The 18,900-nt window shown below is 61.3% G+C and carries 17 protein-coding genes; 12 read left to right on the top strand and 5 right to left on the bottom strand.

Annotation, left to right across the window (positions count from 1 at the left end; translation table 11 throughout):
• Positions 1-137: 137 nt before the first annotated feature.
• The 6 genes from ESZ00_RS02975 to ESZ00_RS02950 all read left to right on the top strand — a co-directional run bounded on the left by ESZ00_RS02975 (position 138) and on the right by ESZ00_RS02950 (position 6,901).
• Entirely contained in the window at positions 138-1,577 is a 1,440-nt protein-coding gene (locus ESZ00_RS02975; RefSeq protein ID WP_229740916.1) for a TolC family protein, read from the top strand.
• Between the two features lie 2 nt (positions 1,578-1,579).
• The gene (locus ESZ00_RS02970; RefSeq protein WP_129206699.1) at positions 1,580-2,812 is read left to right on the top strand and encodes an HlyD family secretion protein; all 1,233 of its coding nucleotides are present in this window, start codon (positions 1,580-1,582) and stop codon (positions 2,810-2,812) included.
• A 124-nt stretch (positions 2,813-2,936) separates the two neighbouring features.
• Complete coding sequence (locus ESZ00_RS02965; RefSeq protein WP_129206698.1) at positions 2,937-3,536, top strand: Dps family protein; 600 nt, start codon at positions 2,937-2,939, stop codon at positions 3,534-3,536.
• Positions 3,537-3,751: 215 nt separating this feature from the next.
• Entirely contained in the window at positions 3,752-4,735 is a 984-nt protein-coding gene (locus ESZ00_RS02960) for a VTT domain-containing protein (RefSeq protein WP_129206697.1), read from the top strand.
• A gap of 70 nt (positions 4,736-4,805) precedes the next feature.
• Positions 4,806-5,060, top strand: a complete 255-nt coding sequence (locus ESZ00_RS02955) for a hypothetical protein (RefSeq protein WP_129206696.1) — start codon at positions 4,806-4,808, stop codon at positions 5,058-5,060.
• A 188-nt stretch (positions 5,061-5,248) separates the two neighbouring features.
• Positions 5,249-6,901: a UbiD family decarboxylase gene (locus ESZ00_RS02950; protein WP_129206695.1), complete on the top strand. Its 1,653-nt coding sequence runs from the start codon at positions 5,249-5,251 to the stop codon at positions 6,899-6,901.
• Positions 6,902-7,073: 172 nt separating this feature from the next.
• On the opposite strand, the gene ESZ00_RS02945 is transcribed toward ESZ00_RS02950, so the two are convergent.
• Positions 7,074-7,610: a molybdopterin-dependent oxidoreductase gene (locus tag ESZ00_RS02945; RefSeq protein WP_164981323.1), complete on the bottom strand. Its 537-nt coding sequence runs from the start codon at positions 7,608-7,610 to the stop codon at positions 7,074-7,076.
• 218 nt (positions 7,611-7,828) lie between these two features.
• On the opposite strand from ESZ00_RS02945, the gene ESZ00_RS02940 reads away from it, so the two are divergent.
• From ESZ00_RS02940 to ESZ00_RS02930, 3 genes are all read left to right on the top strand, one after another.
• Positions 7,829-8,323, top strand: coding sequence for a NuoI/complex I 23 kDa subunit family protein (locus tag ESZ00_RS02940; RefSeq protein ID WP_129206693.1), 495 nt, complete (start codon positions 7,829-7,831; stop codon positions 8,321-8,323).
• 158 nt (positions 8,324-8,481) lie between these two features.
• Positions 8,482-8,988: a PPC domain-containing DNA-binding protein gene (locus ESZ00_RS02935; protein WP_204520145.1), complete on the top strand. Its 507-nt coding sequence runs from the start codon at positions 8,482-8,484 to the stop codon at positions 8,986-8,988.
• A gap of 118 nt (positions 8,989-9,106) precedes the next feature.
• Complete coding sequence (locus tag ESZ00_RS02930) at positions 9,107-9,430, top strand: PleD family two-component system response regulator (protein WP_229740915.1); 324 nt, start codon at positions 9,107-9,109, stop codon at positions 9,428-9,430.
• A gap of 33 nt (positions 9,431-9,463) precedes the next feature.
• On the opposite strand, the gene ESZ00_RS02925 is transcribed toward ESZ00_RS02930, so the two are convergent.
• Positions 9,464-10,384, bottom strand: a complete 921-nt coding sequence (locus ESZ00_RS02925; RefSeq protein WP_229740914.1) for a YqjF family protein — start codon at positions 10,382-10,384, stop codon at positions 9,464-9,466.
• Between the two features lie 154 nt (positions 10,385-10,538).
• On the opposite strand from ESZ00_RS02925, the gene ESZ00_RS02920 reads away from it, so the two are divergent.
• The 3 genes from ESZ00_RS02920 to ESZ00_RS02910 all read left to right on the top strand — a co-directional run bounded on the left by ESZ00_RS02920 (position 10,539) and on the right by ESZ00_RS02910 (position 16,118).
• Positions 10,539-12,113: an FAD-dependent thymidylate synthase gene (locus tag ESZ00_RS02920; protein WP_229740913.1), complete on the top strand. Its 1,575-nt coding sequence runs from the start codon at positions 10,539-10,541 to the stop codon at positions 12,111-12,113.
• Between the two features lie 575 nt (positions 12,114-12,688).
• The gene (locus ESZ00_RS02915; RefSeq protein WP_164981322.1) at positions 12,689-15,127 is read left to right on the top strand and encodes a TonB-dependent siderophore receptor; all 2,439 of its coding nucleotides are present in this window, start codon (positions 12,689-12,691) and stop codon (positions 15,125-15,127) included.
• Positions 15,128-15,569: 442 nt separating this feature from the next.
• Positions 15,570-16,118 (top strand): hypothetical protein, encoded by a 549-nt coding sequence (locus ESZ00_RS02910; protein WP_129206689.1) that lies wholly within the window; start codon positions 15,570-15,572, stop codon positions 16,116-16,118.
• A gap of 73 nt (positions 16,119-16,191) precedes the next feature.
• On the opposite strand, the gene ESZ00_RS02905 is transcribed toward ESZ00_RS02910, so the two are convergent.
• From ESZ00_RS02905 to hppD, 3 genes are all read right to left on the bottom strand, one after another.
• Positions 16,192-16,746 carry a TlpA family protein disulfide reductase gene (locus ESZ00_RS02905; protein ID WP_164981321.1) on the bottom strand — a complete coding sequence of 185 codons (555 nt, stop codon included), beginning with the start codon at positions 16,744-16,746 and terminating at the stop codon, positions 16,192-16,194.
• 44 nt (positions 16,747-16,790) lie between these two features.
• Positions 16,791-17,582, bottom strand: coding sequence for a DUF3050 domain-containing protein (locus tag ESZ00_RS02900; RefSeq protein ID WP_129206687.1), 792 nt, complete (start codon positions 17,580-17,582; stop codon positions 16,791-16,793).
• Between the two features lie 172 nt (positions 17,583-17,754).
• The gene (gene hppD / locus ESZ00_RS02895) at positions 17,755-18,882 is read right to left on the bottom strand and encodes a 4-hydroxyphenylpyruvate dioxygenase (protein ID WP_129206686.1); all 1,128 of its coding nucleotides are present in this window, start codon (positions 18,880-18,882) and stop codon (positions 17,755-17,757) included.
• Positions 18,883-18,900: the final 18 nt, after the last annotated feature.

The raw sequence follows: 18,900 nt of genomic DNA, 5'->3' as shown, positions 1-18,900 counted from the left end.
TGTGAATTCTGAATACTTTCCGGACGAGCCGCATCCAAACCTCGTACCCTTTTCCCGTAGTATTTCGGGTGAGTAACAACCTTTTTCTGGAGTTACGTGTGGCGATGGCCCTTCTTCCTGGGCGGGGAAAAGCCGTTTTGTGTTCGGCTCTGGCGGCCGGTGTGCTGGCGCTTGCGCCGGTTGGCGCGTATGCGTTTCAGCTGGGCGGAGGCTCGAGCAGCGGCGTGGCGCAGCCGGCAGCTCCGATCCAGGTGCAGCAGCCGGTCATCAACAGTTCGACCTTCCAGGGTTCGGAAACGACGGACAAGGCAACCGACGGGGTGCTGGACCTGACGCTGGCGGATGCTATCGCGCGCGGGTTGAAGCATAACCTGGGCCTGATCCTGACCAGCCAGAGCACGCTCAGCTCCCGGGGCTCGCAGCTTGAGCAGCTGCAGTCTCTGCTGCCGACGGTGACCGGCAAGATCACCGAATCGGTCCAGCAGACGGATTTGCAGGCGCTCGGTCTACGAGGCGAGGGCTTTCCGGCGATCATTGGCCCGTATGGCTATACCGACCTGAGAGCATCGCTCAAGTGGTCGCTGCTCGATCTTTCCTCCCTGCAGAACTATCTGGCGTCGAAGCATAACTTCGCTGCGTCGAAGCTCTCCGCGGCGGATGCGCGGGACATGGTGGTGCTGACGGTGGGGAACGCATACCTGCTGTGCATCGCCGACAAGTCGCGGATCGATTCGGTGCAGGCCCAGGTGGACACCTCGAAGGTGTCGCTCGACCAGGCGGTCTCGAATCATCAGGCCGGGACGGCTCCGCTGCTGGACGAGCTGCGCGCCCGCGTCGATTACCAGACGCAGGAACAGACGCTCATCAGCACAAAGAACACCTACGAGAAGGATAAGATTGCGCTGGCCCGGGCCATCGGCCTGCCGCTTGAGCAGAAGTTCGAGCTGACCGATCAGGAGCCCTACGCAGCGCTGGACCCTGTGGATGCGGATGCGGCGGTGAAGCAGGCGCTTGGCGCACGCCAGGATCTGGCGGCGGCCCAGGAGCAGCAGACAGCCGCCGAGCAGGCGCGCCATGCGGCGACGTATGAGCGCCTGCCGGTCATCAGTTTCTCGGGCGACTATGGCGCGATTGGGGTGAATGTGGGAAACTCGCGTTCAACCTTCGATGCCACCGGATCGCTGGACATTCCGATTTTCGAGGAAGCCAAGCTGCGCGGCGATGCGCAGTCGGCACAGAGCCAGCTGAACCAGGCAAAGGCCAAGTTAAGCGATAAGCAGGGACAGATCGGCGCCGATGTGCGCGACAGCCTGCTGGATATGGAATCGGCGGCCAAGCAGGTGGAAGTAGCCCGCAGCAATGTAGAGCTGGCCAAGGAAGCCTTGAGCGAGGCGCAGCAGCGGTACAAGGCCGGAGTGTCGGACAACCTGGCGGTGTCGCAGGCGTTGCAGGCGATGGCGCAGGCCGATGACCAGTATGTGAGTAGCCTCTACCAGCACAATGTCGCGAAGCTGTCGCTGGCGCGCGCGCTGGGTGTGGCGGATCAGAAGTATCAGGTTTATCTGGGAGGAAAGTAGCGGTGGCGGACGAGAAGCCCGAACAGCAAAACGGAAACGGCGGAAAGCAGCCCGAGGCGCCCGAGCAGAAGGCGCGTCGCCGGTTCATCATCGTGGGCGTGGTCTTGATCCTGTTGGTAGGTGGGCTGCTGTTCTGGTGGCACTCGACCTACTATGAGGACACCGACGACGCGCAGGTGAACGGCCACCTGATCCAGATCAGCTCCCGCATTGCCGGCAACGTGGTCAAGGTCAACGTGGACGAGAACCAGTTCGTGGAAAAAGGCACGGTGCTGGTGGAGCTCGATCCCAAGGATTTCGAGACCGCGGTGCAGCAGGACGAAGCCAATCTGCAGTCGGCTGAGGCGGCTTTTGAGGCGGCCAAGGTCAATGTGCCGGTCATCAACGTGAACGCGGGCACCAACCTGCGCACGGCCGGTGTGGATGTTTCGACGGCCGGCGCCCAGGTGGCGCAGGCGGAGAAGCAGCTCGAAGCCTCGCAGGCGGCGGTTCTTCAGGCCGAAGCCAATAACACCAAGGCGCAGCTCGATCTGCAGCGTTACACGCCGCTGGTCGAGAAGGATGTCATCTCGAAGCAGCAGTTTGACGCGGCAGTGGCTGCGGCAAACGGCGACAAGGCAGCGCTCGCACAGGCTCAGGCGCAGGTGCTGGCTTCGCAGGATGCGGTCCGGGTAGCCAAGGATCGCGTACAGCAGTCGCAATCGGCGCTGCAGTATGCCAAGACGGCTCCGCAGCAGGTGGCGATCCAGAAGGCCAAGGCCGACCAGGCGGCGGCGCAGGTGGAGCAGGCCCGTGCCGAACTGGCCCAGGCGCAACTAAACCTCGGCTATACGAAGATCGTGGCTCCGGAGGCGGGCATCATCACCCGCAAGAGTGTGGAAGTAGGTCAGAACGTCAGCGTCGGTCAGAACATGGCCACGCTGGTCTCGCTCGACGATATCTGGATCACCGCCAACTTCAAGGAAACGCAGCTCGAAAACATGCGTGCCGGCCAGAAGGTGGAGATCAGCGTAGATGCCTATGGTGGACGCAAGTACGACGGCAAGGTCACGCAGATCGGCGGCGCGACCGGCTCGGTGCTCAGCCTCTTCCCGCCGGAGAATGCAACCGGCAACTATGTGAAGGTGGTGCAGCGCGTTCCAGTCAGAATCGACCTTACGGATATGAAGGAAGATTCCGATCACCTGCTGCGTCCGGGACTCTCGGTCGAGCCGAAGGTCCGGGTCAAAGACTAACCATCGCTGTTTTGCTCAAGAGGCGCCCTGAGGGGCGCCTCTTTTTCGTGCGGGCAAACTCATCGTGTTCGAGAGGTAGCTTCGGCAGAGCTCCTCGCATCCAACCCATAAAAGGAGAGTGGACATGAGCACTGCCGCATTGAAGGAAGTTGCGAAGAACCGCGATCTGATTACTCCGCAGTGGCGTCAGAATGCGAAGGAAATCCAGAAATTCGGAACCGTCATCAAGGATTTGCCGATCGGCATCGATAAGGATGCCCGGCAGAAGGTGTGTGAACGGTTGAACGTGTTGCTGGCCGATATTGCCAGCCTCCGTGACCTCTATAAGAAGTCGCACTGGCAGGTCGGCGGTCCTACCTTCTACCAGCTGCATCTGCTTTTCGATAAGCACTTTGAGCAGCAGGTAGAGCTTGTCGACCTGATCGCCGAACGCATTCAGATACTTGGAGGCGTAAGCGTGGCGATGGCTGCCGATATCGCCGAGCTGACCCGGCTCGAGCGCCCTCCGAAGGGACGCGAAGAGGTTCCGGTGCAGATTTCGCGGTTGCTCGAGGCGCATGCGCTGATCCTGAAGGATGCCCGCGATCTGGCGGAGAAGGCCTCCGACCTGGGAGATGAGGGGACCAATGACCTGCTCATCAGCGATGTGGTCCGCACCAACGAGATGCAGGTGTGGTTCCTGAGCGAGCACCTGGTCGAAATGCCGTTGGTGCACGCGAAGTAACGCAATCGGCAGGATGGCGCAGCCGCAGCTATGGGCTGCGGAAGAGCGCAGCGATGAGCCGCAGGTTGGGCAGACCTGCGGCTTTCGTGCATCTGCCTAAGCCGCCTGAATCGTTTGCCGGTTGCGGGGCATCCTTGAATCACCGACAATCAATCGGTAAGAGTGATCGCGACTTTATGATCGACGCTCCTCTAACGTAGTTTTCGAGGCTTGTGGTGCCGGTTGCGCTGGATTTTTTCCTGAAATACGGATACCTGATCCTGTTCCTGTGGGTGCTGACGGAACAGCTCGGGGTGCCGATCCCGAGTGTGCCGGTGCTGCTCACCGCGGGCACGCTGACGGCGACGCATAAGCTGAACCTGCCGCTGGTGCTGGTCTCGGTGATGCTGGGCAGCCTGATCAGCGACAGCCTCTGGTACCTGATGGGCAAGCGCTATGGCGGCGCGGTGGTGCGGCTGCTGTGCCGGCTTTCGATGGAGAGTTCGACCTGCGTCCGCAAGACGGAGAACTATTTCACCAAGCACGGTCCGGCGGCGCTGCTGCTGGCCAAGTTCATCCCTGGCCTGGGAAGCGTGGCGGCACCGATCGCCGGGCAGACCGCAATGCCTTACAACTCGTTTGTGATCTTTGACTGTGCGGGGATTCTGATCTGGGCTCTGACCTTCACGCTCGGCGGCCGGTTCTTCGGCGATGTGCTCAAGAAGCATCCGGGGGCGTTGAGCTGGGTCGCACACTTTGCCGTGCTGCTCTTTGCGTTATTGTTACTGGCCTTCCTCTCTTATCGCTTCCTGCGTCAGAGGGCATTCCTGCGTGAGATCCGTACCCAGCGCATCGCGCCGCAGGAGCTCAAAGGCATGCTCGATAACGGACAGCCGGTATATATCGTAGACCTGCGGCACCCGCTGGATTATCTGCCGGATCCCCGCACGCTGCCCGGAGCGGTGATGCTGACGCCGGACAAGCTGGTGCTCGAGAGCGAGCAGATTCCCCGCGACCGCGATGTAGTGCTCTTCTGCACCTGCCCGAGCGAGGCAACGGCGGCCAAAATGGCGCTGGCCATTCGCAAGCTGGGAGTCTATCGGGTGAGGCCGCTGCTGGGCGGATTCGATGAGTGGAAGGGCCTGGGCTATCCCCTGGTGCCGATTCCTGCCGTGAGCGATGTGGACGGGGAGTTCGTGGCGGCCAGCCAGTTGGCATGAGCTTTTGATCCAGCGCGACCTCCGGCTATGCTAAGTTGTGCAAAGCACAGCACACACCGTTGAGGATGCGATGGCCTGGATAGAGACATACCACTGCGACGTTTGCGGCAAGCGTAAAACGGAAGAGGCGACAGACTGGTGGCTGGCCTGGACCGAGGGCTCATCGCCGATTGCGGGCGGAGAGTGCCAGCCGGTGCTGAAGCTGACGCCATGGCACCTTTTTCTTTCCCATGATGCAGGCGCAAAGCACCTGTGCGGCGGACGCTGCGCGCAGACGCTGATGGATCGCTGGATGCACACGCAGACTGGGTGCGTGACCGACTAAAGAAGTAGGCGGCAGCGTCGCCAGGGATAAAGCGGCGAGTAGCCAGTCATAAAAACGGCCAGTGGGAGTGTGCTCCTGCTGGCCGTTTTTGCATCTGGCTGCTGGACGCGCAAAGCGCGTCCCACTGGCTGCTCCCCCCAATTAAGATAAGGAGTTGCGTCCGCGGACTGGGCGCCTGAGGAGCGGCATTGGCATACGACGACCTGCGCGACTGGATCAAGGCACTGGAAAAGGCTGGCGAACTGAAGCGCGTGCGCGCCGAGGTCGACCCCATCCTCGAGATGACGGAGATTGCCGATCGCGCCTCGAAGGCAGGCAAAAAGGGCGGAGTGAAGGGCTATGCTCCGGGTGGTCCGGCGCTGCTGTTCGAGAATGTGAAGGGCTATCCCGGTGCAAAGGTGCTGATGAACCAGTTCGGCAGCGAGCGGCGCATGAAGCTGGCCCTCGATGTGGACTCGCTGGACGAGATTGCCGGACGCATCCGCGCCTTCATGGATATCAAGTCGCCGGAAGGTCTCTTCGAAAAATTCAAGATGCTGCCCATGCTGGCCGAGGTGGGCAAGTTTTTCCCCAAGGTGATCCCGGCGAAAGACGCGGCCTGCAAGCAGGTGATCAAGCGGGATGGTTTCAGCGTGCTCGATTTCCCGGTGCTCAAGACCTGGCCTTTCGACGGCGGACGGTTTATCACGCTGCCCTGTGTGGTCACGCGCGATCCGAAGACGGGCAAACGCAACATGGGCATGTATCGCATGCAGGTGTACGACGGACAGACGACCGGCATGCACTGGCAGCGGCAGAAGAATGCGGCCGAACATCTGCGCGAGCGTGTGAGGGCATCTGTTGGGAACTCGGCAGCAGCGCATGTCGCAGCGATGGCAGAGACCGCCGGGGCAACGACGAACATTGCCGGCATGGCGAATACCATCTCAGGGCCGGTGGCACCAGGCTCCGGATCGGTGACTCCGGGCGTGCCGCAGGTGGCCTTCGCCAAGGAAAAGGATGGCCGCCTGGAAGTGGCCGTGGCCATCGGCACCGATCCGGCGACGACGTTCTCGGCTATCGTGCCGGCTCCGCCCGAGGTCGAAGAGTTCGTGATCGCGGGCTTTCTGCGCCAGAAGCCGGTCGAGCTGGTGAAGTGTGAGACGGTCGATCTCGAAGTGCCTGCGCATGCCGAGATCGTGCTCGAAGGCTATGTGAATCTCGAAGAGCTGCGCACCGAGGGGCCATTCGGCGATCACACCGGCTACTACACCATGGAGGAGGAGTACCCGGTCTTCCATATCACCTGCATCACGCATCGCAAAGACCCGGTCTATGCGGCGACCATCGTGGGCAAGCCGCCCATGGAGGATGCGTGGATGGGCAAGGCCGTCGAGCGCATCTTCCTGCCGCTGATGAAGCTGACCATGCCCGAGATCGTGGACATCAACCTGCCGCCCGAGGGCGTGTTTCACAACCTGATGATCGTCTCCATCCGCAAGAGCTACGCCGGGCAGGCGCGCAAGGTGATGAACGGCATCTGGTCGATGGGCCAGGCCATGTTCACCAAGTGCGTGGTGGTCGTGGACGAGGATTGCGATGTGCAGGACCTGGGCGAGGTGACACTGCGGGTGACGAACAACATCGACCCCGAGCGCGACATTGCCTTCACTCTGGGTCCGGTCGACTCGCTCGATCACGCCTCGCGGCTGCCGAACTATGGCAGCAAGATGGGCATTGACGCCACGCGCAAGTGGGCCGCCGAAGGCTTCACACGGCCGTGGCCGCCGATGATCGAGATGGACCATGCGACGAAGTCGCGCGTGGATGCGATCTGGAAGTCGCTGGGGATTGAGGACTAGCCGTCCAGGCCTTTTGCCTTCGGCCTCCGCTCCCTTTGGTCGCGATTCCAATTTGCACTTCATGAGAGAGATGAAGACTCCGGGCAGCGAGCGTTGGATGCTTCCCACCCAAGCGGAGCTTGGGTGGGGCACCCTTTTTGTTCCTCTGCACACGAAAGCCCGCTGACTCGTTCTACTCCGCTGCCTTCAGCTCGATCGAGGCCAGGTTGTGCACCGAACGCGCCGGACGCTTGTCTTCACTGACGACCAGGCGGAACGGGCCGGTCTTTGCATCGATGGGCTTACCGTCCATGGTGTCGGCGACGAGCACCTGGCCTGGATGGAATTCCGGATCGATCTCGGCCAGGGCGATGACCGCTTTATAGCCGTCTGAGCCGGTGGCGATGATGTAGTCCGAGAGCCCCTTGCCGTGCAGGTCTTTCCCATGCGGCGTGCCGAGCGGGGCGAGCAGCTCGATGAGCGGTACGCCGGAGTAGGTCTCGTCTGCATTCGTATGTGGGTTATGGACGGTAACCGTAATGTGCGGCTTCGCCTTGAGGTCCTCGAGTGAGAGCGTTGCGCTGCCGGCAGGCGTGTGGATAGCGAGTGCGGTGACAAGTGGCCCGGGTGCATGCTCGTGGGCCATCTCTGTCTGGGCGCGAGCGCATGGCGAGACAAAGACCGCAGAGCCCAGGAGCAGAGCAAAAGCGAGGATGGGAGTGCGAGACATCGGAATCTCCGCTGGCGAGAAATAGGAAGTTACTGGCGAAGTCAGTATAGGGGATCGAATCCGGCGGCAGGCCGGAGACAGAGAGGCATGCTCAGGCTGGTAATGGTGTAGGAGCATGAGGCAAAACGGGTCAAACCGGTCCAGCTAAGTGTTTGAACTGGAATGGGAAAGCCATTCGCTCTGGATTTCGTTGCTGTGCGCGGTATATAACGGTGGGCATGTCGATCGTGCGCAATATCGCTGGAATCGCCAAGGGGATGAGCATCACCTTTGGAGAGATGTTCCAACCTACCGAGGTCGAGAATTATCCGGATGGGCCGGGCCCGCTGCGCGGAGCAGTCTTCCAGGAGCGGTTCCGTGGTGCGCACGTGCTGCAGCGCGATGAGAACGGTTTGGAGAAGTGCGTGGCCTGCTTCCTTTGCGCGGCAGCCTGCCCTTCGAACTGTATCTACATCGAGGCGGACGAGAACACGGCCGAGCAGCGCATCTCCAGCGCCGAGCGCTATGCCAAGGTTTATAACATCGATTACAACCGCTGCATCTTCTGCGGATATTGCGTGGAAGCCTGCCCCACCGATGCGATCACGCATGGGCATGGCTTTGAACTGGCCAGCCTGAACGCGACGAACCTGGTGATGCGCAAGGAAGACATGCTGGTATCGACAGCGGGCATGCCCGGCGAACTGGCAGCGCATTCCGATTCCGTGAAGTAAACAGGCTTCCTCGAAGGAAAGGTGAGGTGCTGCATTTGCATGCCGGCCTGTCTGTTCTGAGGAGGCGATCGATACAGCAAGTCAGCAGGGCCGCAGGGATTGCGGCCCTTTGCCTTGGTACGTGCACATGGATCCGGGCTCAGTCGGCATCCGGCCATGTGAGCACGGGGCCAGCTGTCTTCCTCTCGCCGAAAGCCATCCAGGCCACGGGCTCTGCGCCGCGCATGCAGGTGCAGCAGCTCACCTCCACTGGCGAAGTGAAGGAGTACGCGGTGATTTTCTACACCGGCGATGAGGCTTTCAGCGGGCTCGTCGCATTTGCGAAGCAGTATCACGTGACCAGCGCGCATTTTACGGCCATCGGAGCAATTAGCGGAGCGCGGCTTGGCTGGTTCGATCAGGCAAAGAAGATGTACCGCATCACGCCATACACCGGGCAGATGGAGGTCGCCTCGATGAGCGGCGACATCGCCATATACCAGGGCAGGCCGGCGGTTCATGCCCATGCCGTGCTGGGTATGCTCGACGGCTCGACGCGGGCTGGGCATGTGGTGGAGATGCAGGTGCGCCCGACGCTCGAGGTCATGGTGACAGTCGATCCGGCCGGTATGCAGAAGCGCTTCGATCCGGAGACCGATCTGACGCTGATCGATCCAAAACCCTAGTCGTACTGCGGCTGTGGGTGGCGCTCTGCTTTGGAGGCATGCCGGGTGGGGTAAAATTGCCCAGCGATTACCTATGAGCGAAGCGGGCCCCTCAATTCTCCATATTTGCAGCCGAGAGATGATTCTCGGCCTGCGCGACCAGATTTTGCGCGTGCATGGCTACCAGGTGGATTCAACCCTGGATTCGGCCGTTGCGCTGGAACTCAGCCGCAGACGCGCCTATGACCTGGTAGTGATCGACGTGGAAGGTGACGGGCGCATTGCCCTCGCCGAGGAGCTCTGCCAACAGCTCAAAGAGCAGCGGGCGGGACAGGACGTGGTCTTTATCTGCAATTACCGCGTCTCGCAGGAGACGGATTGCCCGGACGAGGTGATCCGCGCTGAATTCAATCCCAAGGCCATGGTCGCGGGGATCGAAGACTTTCTTCGTAAGCGGGACTAGGGCCGATTATCGGCTATACATTCTTCCTACTTCCTACAAAGGCTTTGGAGCCGGTACCGGTGTCGCAGCCGGATTGGGCACGAGCGTGGGCAGCGGGTCGAGCGCCCACACATAGACGAAGAGCTCGCGGCTGTAATGGAGCACCGGAGGGATGTCCGGGAGCTTGATGCCGTGGGCGGCGGGTAGCTCGTTGATCTCGAATTCCGCCTCGGCGCGTTCGAGCGGCCAGGGCAAATGATGGATGTTGCCCTTGAAGATGGCATCCTGCTCGCCGGGCTTGCCTGTGCCGGCAGTGTAGAGGGCGTAGCGCTCGGTGAGGAACTGCTCGAGGCCCTGCTTGTCGGAGGCCTGCCCGAGAGAGCGATACCGGGCGCGGAAACGGGCACGGGCCGGCGAATGGCCGGAAGCAAAGCGGCGCTCGCTCGAGTAGAGGAATTCGCGGTTATCGCAATGCTCGATCTTCATCTTCGCCCAGTGATAGGGCAGGCGGTAGAAGGTCCGGGCCATGGTGACGGCGATCGGGTTGGCGGCATCGAGCGAGAAGAAATAAACGCCGCCGAGGTTGGTGTGCGGCTCGCGGACATAGGTGCGCAGGTTGAGCTCGGGAAAGCGATTGAGCCCGGGAATGGCGGGTAGTCCGCGGAGGCGGATCTGGTCCATCCAGAAGGGAACGACGCCGATCCACGCGGAGCCGTCAAAGGTATCGATGGTGAGGCCGGAGGGGATAAGCGGCGCGATCTGCGAGGCCGGCACGGGCCAGTGCGCGAAGAGCAGGTCGTTCCATCGCTGGGTCATGCTCCAATGTGCGGAGGGTAACGGCCAGGGACGATGACCGGTCTCGGAGAGGATATCGCGCATGTTGGATGGAGGAAGCGGCGACTGTTTTGAGAAAGATAAACCCGGAGCAGGGGAGAAGAGTTGCTGCTGCAGCACGGGAATTTGAACTCTGTTCACGTCGCTTTCCTTCGTCTCTCACAGGTTCTTAGATGGACCTCTGCGTCATAAAGACCAGTTCCGGCAAGCTGGGGAGCCGGCTGGGGCGCGGAATTGCACAACCGCTCAGCACATCACACAAGTGCGAGCATACCGTATGCTGTAGCAGATGCAGGTGAAGGAAGAAAAACCCGACGCGGGAACCGCCGCAGAGCGTCCCCGGAACCAGACAGAGGTCTTTGCGGTGCACGGGGCCGATCCCGAGGTGCTGGCCTATGCCATGGCCAAGTATTCGCGCTCGGCGCTGTCGATGAAGGAATCGCTCCGGGAGATCTCCAGCCAACGCGCCGAGCAGTTCCTCAATACCTTTTATTTTCAGTATGGACATCGTTCCATTGCCGACCTGGCGCATCTGGCTTTTGCCATCGAGCGCCTCTCGCTCCTGGCGGCGATTGTGCTGGTGGACGAGCAGCGCTGGGATGGGCAGGAGCGCTCGACGCGCTATCAGAACTTCCGCACCAGCGGCTGGTATCTGCCTGACTTTGCCAGCGATACGGCTTCGGAGACGGAGTTCAAGGCGGGGATAGACTCCCTGTTTGCCGCTTATCACGAGGTCGCCGAAGGCGTTGCCGAGAGCCTGAAGCGCACGGTCGCAAAGCCCGAGGAGATGAAGCCCGAGGCCTACGAGCGCACGCTCAAGGCGCGAGCCTTTGACGTGGCGCGCTACCTGCTGCCGCTGGCGACCAACACTTCGCTGGGGCAGATTGTGAATGCGCGCACGCTCGAGACGCAGGTTTCGAGGCTGCTTTCGAGCCCCTTTGCCGAGATTCGCGAACTGGGCGAAAAGCTGCGCGTGGCGGCAAGCGGCGCGGCCTGGAATGTCCGTGCCGAGGAGATGGCCGGCGTCCAGCACGAAATTCGCAAGCTGGATGTGGAGCTGGGCGACCGGACTTCAGCGTTGCTGATGCGCGAGGTGAAGGTAGCTCCGACGCTGGTGAAGTATGCGGCGCCGAACGAGTACGAGATCCGCACCCGCGCCGAGCTGCGGCAGGCTGTTGCCGAACTGATGTCGGGTGAGGCCATCGACGCGGCCCCGGTGGTCGATCTCGTTGAGGCCGATCCAAGCCTCGAGGTCGAGCTGGCGACGACGCTGCTTTATGGGGCATGCCACTATCCCTACCGGCAGATTCAGAAGCGGGTCGCCGCGCTCGACGAAGTACGGCGCAACGAGATCATTGCACTCGGTGTCCGTCATCGTGGACGTCATGACGAACTGCTGCGCGAGTTCTCCGCCGGGCAGGCGCTCAAGTTCGACATCCTCATGGATATCGGCGGCTTCCGCGACATGCACCGCCATCGCAAGTGCACGCAGATCATGCAGTCTTTCACCTCGCTGCATGGTTTCGATGTGCCTGAAGGGCTGGCCGAGGCCGGGCTCGAGGCTCGTTACAGCGAGGCGATGACGGCGGCCCACGCCGCCTATGAGAAGCTGGCTGCCGGACCGGTGCCCGAAGCGGCCGAGCGGGCGCAGTACCTGCTGCCGCTGGGCACACGCAATCGTTCGCTCTTCAAGATGGACTTTGCCGAGGCGCTCTACATCTCCGAGCTACGTTCGGCGCCGCAGGGACACTTCTCCTATCGCCGCGTGGCCTGGGAGATGTACAAGGCTGTCGAGGTCCGGCATCCGGCACTGGCCCGCTACTTCCGGGTCACGGATGTGAATGAGCCGGTCGACCTGCTGAAACGCTAGGCACTTCGTGCGGTCTTCCGCCTTCGGCCTCCGCTCCCTTTGGTCGCGATTTTGGATTTTTCTATGGGGCTGAGACGGAAACGGGTGCCCCATCCAAGCTCCGCTTGGGTGGGAAGGCATGAACCCCAAAGCTGGCTTCTGTGCTTTCCCACTCAAGCCAACTTCGGGTTTGAGTGGTCCACCCGCGGGACTGGCCGTCCAGGTCTTCCGCCTTCGGCACCCGCTCCCTTTGGTCGCGAATAGAGCTACAGCCTCCCCTTCAAGTCTAAAGTTGGCTTGAAGGGGAGGCTGTAGCTCCTTCTGCTTTCCCTGGCAACAAGCAGCCCTTCGGGGGCATTCCGTCTGCACTTCTCATTTGTCTTTTCAGAACGCATTCTCAGCCGCTTGGGGGTTGTTTCTCCCTACCTGGGGTTGACTAGGACTGATTTGGTCCTATTTAATGAGGACTGGATTGGTCCTATATGGACTGCAGCTCGCTTTTGGTGTGCTGTGCGGTTTCTGGCAGGCGCGGATGGAAACAGATCCGGAAGACGCCTGAAATACACGACAAGTTGAAGGGTTTCAGCAGGATGACTTTGAAGTTGGGTAAGGCTGGGTTGTTGGCATGCGCGCCCTGGATGGCGCTGATGGGGCTGGTTGCAGGTGCAGGATTGCTTTGGGCCGAAGATGGAAAAAATACGGCTGAGATGCCGGCTGTGGTTGCGGAGAACGTGCCGGCCGGATGTCCGGCACCTGGAGCCGCAACCGCGCCGCTGCGGAGGCTTTCCGGCGTGGTAACCGATCCCTCGGGAGCGGGCGTGGCCCATGCTGAGCTGACGCTGACCTGCGATGCTTTCCAGGCGACGGCGACTTCCGATGCTGCCGGAAGCTTCAGCCTCGCAGTCCCGGCTGGCCGTTACCAGATGGTGGTGGAGTCCAAGGGCTTTGGCAGCACGACCCAGAGCGTGGCCGTGGAGGACACGGCCACCGGGACGATTGTGAATCCGAAGCTGCAAATGGGCCACGTGACGAGCTCGGTGACGGTGACGGCGGGCAATGAGTACGCCACGTCGGTCTCGAATGGCGGAACGAAGACGGAACTGCCGTTGAACGAGGTTCCACAGTCGATCAGCGAGGTGAACCGCCAGCAGATGGATGCCGAAGGGGTGGTGACCCTGGAGCAGGCGCTGCGCAATGTCTCCGGCGTGATGGCGGGCGGTTACTACGACAACTACGACTACTACCGCATCCGGGGCTTCGATGCCTCGTTCAATACCTATATCGACGGGCTACGCAGCGGCAACGGCGTGAGTGAGGAGATGTGGGGACTGGAGTCGGTCGAGGTGCTCAAGGGGCCTTCCTCCGCGCTCTACGGACAGAGCCCGCTGGGTGGACTGGTCAACCTGGTTACGCGCAAGCCGGTGCCGGCCAACTTCGCGCATGTGCAGCTGACGGGCGGCTCTTTCAACTTTATCGATCCGGCGGTGGACGCGGGCAGGGAGTTGAACTCTTCGGGCACGCTGTATGGGCGTTTCGCGGGCCTGTTCCACTCAGCAGACACCTTCGTCGATTACACGCACCGCAACCGCTACTACCTGGAGCCTTCGCTGACGTGGAGGCCGAGCCCGTCGACCCAGCTGACGCTGCTGGGCCGCGCGGAGCGCGATAACGGACGCATGGCCATGCCGCTGCCGGCCGTGGGCCTTATCCTGCCGAACCCGAACGGCCAGATTCCTATCAGCCGCTACATCGGCGAGCTTGAGGATCATGCCAACGGGCTGGCGCAGGCCACGCAGCAGATCGGCTACCAGCTTACGCAGAAGCTGACGGACAGCATCTCTCTGCACCAGAACGCGCGCTTTGCCTGGTACCAGGAAGACTGGAACCGGCTCTATTACCCGGCGTATCTGTCCTCGGACGACCGCACGCTGTATCGCTATCCGCTGAGCTGGCATGGGCCGTGGCAGGCGCATGAGGTGGATACGAACTTCGAGCTGCGTCACTCCTTCTTCGGCATGGAGCATGATGTGCTCGCGGGCCTGGATGTCTACCGTAGTCCCTCGACGGGAATCGGTTACTCCATCAATTTCGCCGATCCGGTCTATGAACCTCTGGATCTGTTCCATCCGGTATACGGCGCGAATCCGATCCAGCAGCTGGTGCTCTATTCGGATACGTTCACAGTGACCCAGTACATGGGCGTCTACCTGCAGGATCATGTCCGTCTGCCCCATCACATTACGGTGACGGCCGGTGGGCGCATCGACTTTGCCAAGAACGAGAGCCGAGGCGAAGCTAACCAGAACGGCACGGGCGAGACACCGCGCGTGGGCGTGACCTGGGAGGCGATCCCGTCGACGACGTTCTATGCGAGCTTCAGCAAGTCGTATCTGCCGCAGTCGGGCAGCGTCTATAACGGCACGACATCCGGCAGCTATCTGCCGCCCGAGCGCGGTCAGCAGTGGGAGGGCGGTACCAAGAGCTCATTCTGGGGTGGCCGCGTGACGGCGACGACTGCGATCTTCCAGCTGAACCGCAACAACGTGGCGACGACGGACGAAACCCATCCGAACTACTACGTGGTGACCGGCGCGCAGCGCAGCCGCGGCGTGGAGTTCGAAACCGCTCTGCATCCGATGACAGGATGGAACGTGACTGCGGCGTATTCCTATGTAAATGCCGAGGTGACCAAGGACACGACGATTGCTTCCGGCACGCCGACTCTGAACGCGCCACGGAACATTCTGAACCTGTGGACCACCTATGAGATTCCGCGCGGTGTAGTGCGGGGACTCGCATTCGGCGTCGGCGGTCACCATTACACCGATCAGGCTGGCGATCTCGAGAACAGCTTCCAGTTGCCCGGCTATGGGCTGATGGAAACTTCGGTGAGCTATCACCGCGGCCACGCACTGTGGCAGTTCAACGCGGAGAACCTGCTCAACGAGCGCTACGCCTCCGGCTCCTACAACGATATCTACGTGAAGCCGGGCGATCCGCGTACGCTTCACGCTACGATGTCGTGGAACTTTTAGAGCCTGTTATGAACTTTCGCGCGGGCGGCGTTGCGCGGGAAAATCGGCCCAGACGAGGCGGAGGACGAAGACATAGGCGATTCCTAGGCGAGGCCGACAACGAAGTATGGGCCGATTTTCCCCGCAACCCTTCAGGGCTGGGGCCAATTTTCCCGATCTCTTCGTCGCTCGCTGCTCGGATATGGCCCGATATCCGTCGCAACTCGCTCCTCGACCTCGTAAAAATTGGCTCCCAGCGTCCGCCGCGGGAAAGTTCATAACAGGCTCTTAGACTCTGACGAGTTTCCCGGCAGGGGAAAAGCGAACGGGGATACGGCACGTGCCGTGTCCCCGTTTGCGTTTGCAGGCCCGGCAGGAATTTGCGGGAAGACAACAGCGCCTGTGGCATACTGTCGGCGACTCCCCCCTTGGACAATTCAGATGTGGAAAGCGGAGCAGGCACATGTACGTAAAAGTGGCCGTTTTGTCGTTTCTGCTGTGGACCGGGGTTGGAGGACCGGTACAGAGCGCTCCTGCCGCCAGCGCGGCGCAGGAGCCGGAATATATCAACAGTTTTCGTGCGCTCGCGCCGGATGGGAGCCTCAAGCCGCTCGAGCAGCAGCAGATGGCCGCAGCGACCAAGGTGCACGGTCTGGGCTATGGCGGCGCTGAAACCGTCTATGCCGTCGAGGGCGAGAAGTCTCCGGTGCGCTTTACTGCCGCGACGCTGCCTCCCATGATCGTCAAACTGCCCAGTCCGGACATCGATCCTTCGACGGTAGTGCACCTTTACCAGCTCACGCCGAAGAAGGGAAAGCGTGAGGTGCAGGTGGCAAAGGCGCACCTGTTTACAGGCGGCAAGAGCACGCTTGCAGGCGAGCAGATATCCATGAACTTTGCCAAATATGGAACCGGATCGGTGAAGGTGATTCCTGCCGCGCCGCTCGCACCGGGCGAATACGCGCTGATGACACAGGGTTCGATGCAGGCCTTCTGTTTCGGACTCGATTAGAGCCTTGGGGCTTACCCGCAGAAACGGCCGGAAGCTATGTGTTTCCGGCCGTTTCTGTTTCTGTCGAGAGGGGCTAATTCGTTGCGAGTGCTTTGCTGAGTGCGGCCTCAAGTCCGGCAAAATCGGCATCGGTGTAGCCGACGCTCTGGAAGACGATCACGCCGTGGCGGTCGATGACGTAGCTGCGTGGAATGCCGATGTCGGCGAAGTGCTTGTAGACATCGCGCTGCGGATCGTAGGCGAGCGGAAAGGTGTAAGCGGTGTGTTTGGCGGCAAAGCCGGCGACCACATCCTTCGTCTGCTCACGGGCGATGGCGACCATCGCGAAATGCGGATTCGATTTGTACTTCTCCCAGACTTCCTTCTCGAGGCGCGGCATCTCGATCTGGCATGGACCGCACCATGTGGCCCAGAAATTCACGAGTACGACCTTGCCCTTCTCGTGCGCAAGGTTGAAGGTGTCTCCGGATAGCTCATCGACTGCGACCGCGGGCGACTGATCTCCGACCTTGGTGTGCGTACCTTTCACCATCGGGTCTTCCTTGCCGACCGGTGTGTCCGACGCGTAGGCGGAGAGTCCGAGCATGAAGGCGAGGGCGAGCGGGAGAAGGCTTCGGCATGGGCGCATGGTGGTCATCAGAATAACGCATAAGTCCGTGTCTGGAGCGGTTATCAGCCGCTTATGACGCGATGCTTCTCGATGCGCGAGAGGATGCCATCCCACAGCGCCAGTCGCGATTGCAGTGCTGTTTCCGCGGCTCTGGCTGCTTCTTCCCATCGCTCTGCGGAGTCGCCGCAGAGGTCGGCGACCATGCCCAGGGCAAGCGGTCCGTGGTCATCGCCATCGACCTCGATGTGGCGCTCGAGATACCAGACAAAGCGGTCAAGCCGTCCGCTGAGCTCATGATTGAGGTCGCGGACCAACGCGCGGAACATCGCCGGGATCAGATCTTCGCGGCCGAAGGCAAAGGCTCCGGCCTGTGCCGCGGGTGAGCCGCGCTCGATGATGCGGAAGGTGTCCTCAACGAAGGCACGGGCCTCGGCGGGTGTCTCGGCGGCGAAGATCACGTTGCCGGTCGGTGCGTTGCCGAGCAGCGCATCGATAGCGGCGGTTGAGGCTCCCGCCTGCCGCATGGCGGACAGGTACATTTCAAAGTGACTTGCCGGCTGGCCGTCGTAGAGGTCGCTCTCCTCGCCGAGGACGATTTCATTGAGGAAGCGGCGGCTGGCTGGAAACGGTGTCGGCACCCATGGCACAGAGACCGAGGTGAGCGTGCGCTGCAGGCTCTTGAGCAGGCTCATGAAATCCCACACGGCAAAGACATGCGACTCCATGAAGAGACGGAGTTCAGCCAGGGTGCGGATTTCGAGATAGAGCGGGTGTGCGGCGAGCTTTTCGCGAAGAGGAGCGATGCGGGTTTCTATGCGGGCGGCAGCGGGCGGAGCGGGGCTGGCGGTGTTCACTCTTCAGTAGAGCATTTTTCATGGCCAGCATGCTTTTCCACGTCTCAAGTTGAGACCTGGAGCACACGCCGGCACCTTATCCAAGCCAAAATCAGGTTTGGATAAGGTGCCCATATTTCGTTTCATCCCCCAAACGCGAAGTTTCGCAAAGGGTTTCGGATCGGAATGCGCCTTACAGGTTTCCGCGCTCGGCCTGTTCGCGTTCAATGGCTTCAAAGAGCGCCTTGAAGTTGCCCTTGCCGAAGCTGCGGCTGCCCTTGCGCTGGATGATCTCGTAGAACAGCGTCGGGCGGTCTTCGACCGGCCGGGTGAAGATCTGCAGCATGTAGCCTTCGTCGTCGCGGTCGACGAGGATGCCGAGGCGTTCGAGTTCTTCGATCGGTTCGTCGATCTTGCCGATGCGCTGCTCGAGCTGCGTGTAGTACGTGTGCGGGACTTTGAGGAAGCCGATGCCCTGCGCCTGCATCTGCGAGACGGTGGAGAGGATGTCGTGCGTGGCCATGGCGATATGCTGCACGCCGGGGCCGTGGTAGAATTCGAGATACTCTTCGATCTGCGACTTGTGCCGACCTTCGGCGGGCTCGTTGATGGGGAATTTCACGCGGCCGTTGCCGTTGGCCATCACCTTCGACATCAGTGCCGAATACTCGGTCGAGATGTCCTTGTCGTCGAAGTGCTGATAGAGCGAGAAGCCGAGGGTGTCGGCGTAGAAATCGACCCAGCGGTTCATCTCGTTCCAGCCGACGTTGCCGACCATGTGGTCGATATAGAGCAGGCCGGTTGGCCGGGCGATCAGGTCTTCTGGCTCGGCGCGGTAGCCGGGCAGGAACGGACCGGCGTAATCACCGCGTTCGACAAAGGTGTGGATGGTGTCGCCATAGGTGGCGATCGAGGAGAGGCGGACGCGGCCGTACTCGTCCTGCATCTCAAAGGGCTCGCGGATGGAGCGGGCGCCGCGCTTGGTGGTCTCCTTCCAGGCCTGCCGCGCGTCGTCGACCATGAGGGCTACGTCGCGGACACCGTCACCGTGAATGTGGACATGCTGCGCGATCTCGCCATCAGGACGGAGCGCGGTAGTGAGAACGAAGCGGATTTTGCCCTGTTGCAGGACATAGGAGGCGCGATCGCGGCGTCCGGTCTCGGGACCGGCGTAGGCGACGAGCTTCATGCCAAAGGCGGCACGGTAGAAGTAGGCCGCCTGACGGGCATTTCCCACATAAAATTCGACGTGATCGGTGCCGTTGAGGGGAAGAAAGTCTTTCGGAAGAGCAACTTCGGGATGCAGCAAGGTGGTCGACATAAGCAGGTACTCCAAAAC

It is taken from the genome of Silvibacterium dinghuense (assembly GCF_004123295.1).
In the GTDB taxonomy this organism is placed as follows: domain Bacteria; phylum Acidobacteriota; class Terriglobia; order Terriglobales; family Acidobacteriaceae; genus Silvibacterium; species Silvibacterium dinghuense.
The sequence above is the reverse complement of the archived record's forward strand: the minus strand, read 5'-3'. Positions and strand labels throughout refer to the sequence as shown.